General features: G+C 63.4%; 4 protein-coding genes. All 4 read right to left on the reverse strand.

The window, feature by feature from the left end; all coding sequences use genetic code 11:
• Complete coding sequence (locus ACESNG_RS02635; RefSeq protein ID WP_373061431.1) at nucleotides 1-1401, reverse strand: DUF1552 domain-containing protein; 1401 nt, start codon at nucleotides 1399-1401, stop codon at nucleotides 1-3.
• 24 nt (nucleotides 1402-1425) lie between these two features.
• Nucleotides 1426-3996, reverse strand: a complete 2571-nt coding sequence (locus ACESNG_RS02640) for a DUF1592 domain-containing protein (RefSeq protein ID WP_373061433.1) — start codon at nucleotides 3994-3996, stop codon at nucleotides 1426-1428.
• A 284-nt stretch (nucleotides 3997-4280) separates the two neighbouring features.
• Nucleotides 4281-5258, reverse strand: a complete 978-nt coding sequence (locus tag ACESNG_RS02645) for a 2-dehydropantoate 2-reductase (RefSeq protein WP_373067690.1) — start codon at nucleotides 5256-5258, stop codon at nucleotides 4281-4283.
• Nucleotides 5255-5956 carry a hypothetical protein gene (locus ACESNG_RS02650; RefSeq protein ID WP_373061437.1) on the reverse strand — a complete coding sequence of 234 codons (702 nt, stop codon included), beginning with the start codon at nucleotides 5954-5956 and terminating at the stop codon, nucleotides 5255-5257. Before ACESNG_RS02650 ends, ACESNG_RS02645 begins: the two co-directional genes overlap by 4 nt.
• Nucleotides 5957-6281 lie beyond the last annotated feature (325 nt).

Consider the following 6281-nt stretch of genomic DNA (forward strand, 5'->3'; position numbering starts at 1 on the left):
TCAAGCGTAGAGCGCGAAGGGCGACAGGCTGTCACCGAAGCTCGGCACGTCGATGTTGTACTTGTGCAGCAGCGAAAGCATCACGTCGGCCATCGGCGTGCCGTCCGGCGCGCGCAGGTGTGTGCCGCCCGGCACGAGGGTGGTATCACCACCCATGAGCAGCAACGGGCACCGGCGATGATTGTGGATGTTGCCGTCGGCCATCGGCGAGCCGTACAGGATCGTCGTGTTGTCGAGCATCGTACCGTCACCTTCCTTCGTGTCCTGCAAGCGCTGCAGGAAGTACGGCAGCATCGACATGTGATAGCGATTGATCTGATTGAACTCGAGAATCGCCGACTCGCGGCCGCCGTGGTGCGACGACGGGTGGAAGCCTTTATTGGTGCCCGACTCCGGGAACGTGCGGCTCGACGCATCACGGCCGGTCTTGAACGAGAACACGCGTGTCATGTCCGATTGGAACGCCAACACCTGGATGTCGAACATCAGCTTCATGTGCTCTTCGAACGAATCGGGCACGCCGGCCGGCGCTTCCGGCAGCAGACGCTCGTCACCACTTGCGTTCTTCGCTTCGACCTTCTGGATGCGCCGCTCGAGCTCACGTACGTTCTCGACATACTGATCTACGCGACGACGGTCGGTGGCGCCGAGTTCACGCTTGAGCGACGACATCTCGCCGACGACCCAATCCAGAATGCTGCCGTTGTCCTTGCGACGAGCCGAACGGTCGGCGTTGCTCGACCCGGCACCGAACAGCAGGTCGAACGCCGCGCGCGGGTTGCGAATCATCGGCAGCGGTTCGGTCGGCGAGGCCCAGCTGATCGTGTCCGTGTACGCGCAGGCGTAATTGTAGTAGCAGCCGCCGGCCTGATCGAGATTCTCGATGCACAGCTGCATCGACGGAATCGGCGTATCCTGACCGATCTTGCGCGCCACGATCTGATCGAACGACGTACCGACGTACAGATCGGAGCCCTGCGTCTGCTTGGGGTGCGACTGCGTGAGAAATACCGCGCTGGAGCGGAAATGGTCGCCGCCGATTTCCGGCGCGTCGAATGCTTCGGCCATGCGCACGTCGGTGTTGCTGATGATCGACATCTTGTGCTTCCACGCTTCCATCGGCGCGAGCGCACCGTCCGGGTTCAGCGTAAAGTCACGACCCACACCCTTCGGCGCCCACAGATACTTCGAGGCGCCCCACGTGTTCGATCCGGCGGCACCGTGCACCGATTCGATGGTGACGAGGCGCTTGTGACCAATCAGCGGCGCGCCGGCGCCGCCGACCTTGGCGAGGAAACGGCCGGCCGGTTCCATGGCATCGAGATACGGGAGTGCGATGACGGCACTCATGTTCCGAAGGAATGTGCGGCGAGGGAGGGCTTTCTGCGTCATGAACGACATGGGTCGATCTCCTTGAAAGTTCGATCAGTTGTGAGACGCATCAGCCGACACCGGCTCGGCGCGCTTGCTATGGAAGGCCTTGCTGTTCACCACACCCATCACGAACGACGAAAACTTGTACTTGTTGCGTTCGGCGTCACGCGTGATCGTCCGCACCGTGGTCTGGTCATAGTCTTCGACACGACGGCCCAAGGCGTACGCCATCAGGTTCTCGGTGAAGTTGCGCATCAGCGGCAGCGGCCGCTTCAGCAGTGCATTGCTGAGATCGATCGGCGTGGTCAGCGCGGTGCCGTCGTACAGCTGACCACGCGTATCCAGCAGCGCGCCGAATTCGCGGTACCGCAGCTTTCCGGTCACGTCGAAGTTGTCGAGCGCAAGTCCGATCGGATCCATGAAATTGTGGCACGAGCGGCAGGTCGGATTGGCACGGTGCATTTCCATACGCTCGCGCGTGGTGAGCTGCTTGCCTTCCTTCGTTCCGACGGTCTGCTCGAGGTCGGGAATGTCGGGCGGCGGCGGCGGCGGCGGCGTGCCAAGCAGCACTTCCATCACCCATTTGCCGCGCAACACCGGAGACGTGCGATTGCCGAGCGACGTCTGCACCAGCACGCTGCCATGACCGAGCACGCCACGGCGCTGATCGTCGGCGTAGGCCACCTTCCGGAAACCGTCACCCGTCACGTTCGGGATGCCGTAGTGACGCGCCAGGCGCTCGTTCACGAATGTGGACTCTGCGCTGAACATCGTGAGTACGCTGCGATCCTTGCGGACGACGTCTTCGAAGAACAGCTCGGTCTCGCGCTGCATCGACTGCGCAAGCTTGAGATCGAAGTCGGGGAACAGGAATGCATCAGGGTGCACCTTCTCGAGATCCTGCAAGCGCAGCCACTGCGCGGCGAAGCGCGTGGCCAGCGCTTCGGCACGCGGATCCGCGAGCATCCGCTTCACCTGCGCCTGAAACACCGCTGGCGTGTGCAACGTCTTCGCACGAGCCGACGCCAGCAACCGATCATCAGGGATCGTGCTCCAGAGGAAGAACGACAGTCGCGTGGCGAGTTCGAGATCGTCGATTGTGTAGTCGGTGCCCGCGGCCGTGGTCGTGGGCTCCTTCTCGAAGCGGAACACGAAGTAGGGGCTGGCGAGCAGCGCCTGTAACCCGAGCCGCACGCCCTCTTCGAACGCGTTGTCACCGCCTGTCTTGGCTCCCTGATCGTAGAACTTCATCAGGCTCGTCTTGTCGTTCGCGGTGAGCGGGCGACGATAGGCGCGCGTGCCAAGGCGCGTGAAAATCTGCTCGGCGCAAAGACGCTGCTGTGTGGCGGCCGTGGGCGCGCAGGTGAAGATACGCTTACGGCTCGGCGAGTCGGAGAGCCCCGTCACGCGATACGGGCCGGCCACGAACACTTCCAAGAGGGGCGGCGGCTCGGTGGTGCCGGCGGCGCCGGTGCCGCTGGACGCACGCGACCATTCGTGCGGCTTGATCAGATCTTCGTACGGACCTTCCGCCGACTTTGCGAACGAGACGGACACTTTGCGCTGTCCCGCCTTCACTTTGATGGGCTCACTACGGATGTAGTCGGCGCCGAGCGGCGCATCGGCCGATTCCCCGTTGCGCGCGATGCCTCGATCGTAGCGTAGCATCGCGACGCGATCGCCATCGATCGAGATGTCGAGATCTTCCATGGGGCGACCGACGCCACCCCCGACGTTGAGCCGGAATTCGTACTCACCATCAGCCGGGAACATATGCAGCAGAACCAGGCCGCCGCGCGTTCCGTACGGAGTGCCTTCCACGTGATCCCACGGATGCTGCGACGCGAACGGCGACGTCTTGTACGTGGCCTGACTCACGAGCGCCTTGCGATCACCGATCGCCATGCGGCTCACGGCGGCGGCCGCGTTCAGGTAGCCTTCGAGAAGCGTGGGCGATAGCAACTGCACATCGGAGATGTTGTCGAAGTTCGCGCTCTTGGTGTCGAGCGGCAGCCAATCGCCGGATGTCACTTCGAGGCCGAGCAGATCGCGGATCACGCGCTCGTACTCGGGGCGGTTCAAGCGCTGGAAAGTGCGCGTACCCGGATTGACCGGCGCGGCCCCATCGACCACGCGTTCGAGTGTTTCGACCAGCGCCTCGAGGGTGTCGCCCGTGGGACGCTTCGATCCGGGCGGCGGCATCATCTGGGCGCGCAGCTTACGGATCATCTTCTCCGAGGTCGGCAACGCGGCGCTCGCCGACGTGACGGAGTAGCTCTTGAGATCGAGATTACCACGACGCTGCTTGGGGTTGTGACACCCGGCGCAATATTGCTGCACTACATCATCGAGCGCACCCATCGTGATGCCGCGCGCCCCGGCGGATGCACGCGTGAACGCACGACCCGTGGTGTTGGTGGCACGCATCGGATGCAACACCGGGTGTGCAGCAGGCAATCTGCCGCTCGGCCGTGTGCTGATCGTCGCCGACACCGACGTCGCGACGTCCGTGCGCGTTGACCGTGTGGCGGATGTTGTCGTGACCGGATTGGTCGGCGGCGGCGACGATGCAACCATCGTCACCGACGTGATCATTCCGGACAACACGAGCAGAAGCTTCATGCCGGCTACTCCTAAAAGGATCGCGACGCACGATAGCGTCGCCCAGTCACTTCGTTCGATGATTCGGCAGGACGGGAGGCCGGATCTCTATGGAAATTACGTCGGGATCACCCAAGTCGCTGGAAAACGTTGCAACGCCCGTGCCCGAGCGTTTCAGCATGTCGGCAGAAGATGGCGACCATGCGCCACGCGCGGTCACCATCCAATGGACGAGCACCGCGCGCGACACGGTTCAGATTCGTGTGTCGAGAGTCCGAAGGGTGATCGGTACCGGTCCGTGTCGGTCAGTATGTCGCGCGCTGCGCGGTAGGCAGCAGCACCGCATACAGCACGTCGTGCACCGGCGTTGGCACGCCATGCGCACGTCCGATACGCACCACGGCACCGGTCTGTGCGTCGAACTCCGACGGTCGTTCTGCCATGAGATCGCGTTGCAACGATGTCGAACCGTCTGGTGGCAGACTATCGTAGCGCGCCCATACCCGAACCATACTATCGGCTGGCCACGCCACACCAACGGCCTGACCCACTTTTCGCACTTCGTGCAGCGCCGCGTCGATCAGCGCGCGTGATTCCGGCACCGATCGTACGACCCCGAACGGTACGCGCGCGGCGGCACCAACGGCCCCGATGGGCTCGATAAACAAGAACTTTTCCCATAGGGCGACACCCATGTCGTCGGGCAGGATGGCGACCAGTCCGGCTCCCCGGAGGGCGGCGGCGAATCGGTCAATCTGGACATAGGCCGCCGACTGCACAGGCGCCCCGGCCCGGCGGCCAAACTCGACAATGGGGGTGACGGCGGTGTGGAGGATGTGTCCGGGGTCGACCTGCTCGACCAGCACCCGGCCCAACCCCTCGAGCACGTTGCCCTCTCCCAAGGCGGCCGCCAAGAGTCCGCTGGCCTCCACCCCATTCTGGACGGGGATCACTGCCGTGGACGGTCCGACCAGCGGGCGCAACGACGGTGCGAGGCTCGCGATCTGCGTGGCCTTCACGCACACGAGCACGATATCTACGACGCCCAAGGTGCTCGGATCGGCGGTAACCTGCACCGACGGCAACGTGAGGTTGCCGTCGACGCTTTCAAGAACGAGACCGCGTGTCTTTAAAGCGGCCAACGTGGCGCCCCGAGCGATGAACGTGACATCGTGGCCGGCCTGCTGCAGACGGGCACCGAGCACGCCGCCAATGGCACCAGCGCCGACAACGGCGACGCGAAGCCGGTCCAACTGGCGCGCCGCCGTGTCGGTGTTACTCACGGCTTGCCGATCGAGAAGCCGGCAATGTGCGCATCGGTGTTGTGACCCATGCGGAATCCAACGGCACCATCAGTGCTCTTGAGCTTGCCAGCCGCGACCAGCTCGGCCTTGCTGTAGGTGGCCACTTCCGTGCCGTTGATCATGCACGACACCTTGTCACCCTTCACCTGCATCGCGATCTCCTGCGTTACCGGCTTGCCCTTCGCTTCGGCCTTGTGCACGGCGTCGCTCATGCCACCACGCGGTCCGTTCATCTGGAATGGCGCCGGGCCCATGCCGCGCACGATGAAGTTGCCGTTGCCGTACGCCGCGCAATACAGAAAGGACTCGTTGTCGGTGCCCATGTCGTTGCCGGCCATGACGATACCGTACGGGTGCGGATGGTTGTTGAGTCCCATGTACTCACGCTCGGAGAACGTGGCTTTCACGACGTAGTCGCCCTTGCCCTTCATCTCGGGGTTCCAGTACGTGATCGCCGGGCCGGTCGTGGCGTGCATGCCCGCGCCCATAGCCACAAACTTTGCGCTGTCGACGGTCAGTCCGGCCTTGGCTTCCTTGCCGTCAACCTTCCCCATCCAGCCCTTCATTTGAATGCCACCCTTCACGGCGGTGGACTTCTCCATCTCCTGCGCCTGCACCAACTGTGGCACGAGGGCGAGTGCGGCCGTCGCGAGCGCGACCTGCATGGTACGCTTCATCGAAATGCTCCTGAGGTGATTCGGTGGGACCGACCGAAAATCGCAACGAGTCGGCAGACATGAATGTTTGCGCCGAAATTCGATTGGCGATAGGGTCGGACGTGTTCGGAGACAGGGTTGCGTCACATTCTCCCCGAGAGCTTTCGGCGCCCGCCGTGGTCGAACGGCACACAGACGCCGATTGGCTTATCCGTGCGGTTCCGCAGAATCCGCCGGTTCCGTGTTCCAGCCGTTACCGATCCTACAGCACATGCAGCTCGTCGGTCCGGCTTGTCCGTGACAACAGCACCAACACCAGCTGGAACACGGAAATGACGGATTAGAC

Source organism: Gemmatimonas sp. (genome assembly GCF_041689975.1).
In the GTDB taxonomy this organism is placed as follows: domain Bacteria; phylum Gemmatimonadota; class Gemmatimonadetes; order Gemmatimonadales; family Gemmatimonadaceae; genus Gemmatimonas.

Coding starts and splice junctions, on each gene's coding strand:
- ACESNG_RS02650 (WP_373061437.1), bottom strand. CDS start 5,956: ATGAAGCGTACCATGCAGGTCGCGCTCGCGACGGCCGCACTCGCCCTC.
- ACESNG_RS02640 (WP_373061433.1), bottom strand. CDS start 3,996: ATGAAGCTTCTGCTCGTGTTGTCCGGAATGATCACGTCGGTGACGATG.
- ACESNG_RS02635 (WP_373061431.1), bottom strand. CDS start 1,401: ATGTCGTTCATGACGCAGAAAGCCCTCCCTCGCCGCACATTCCTTCGG.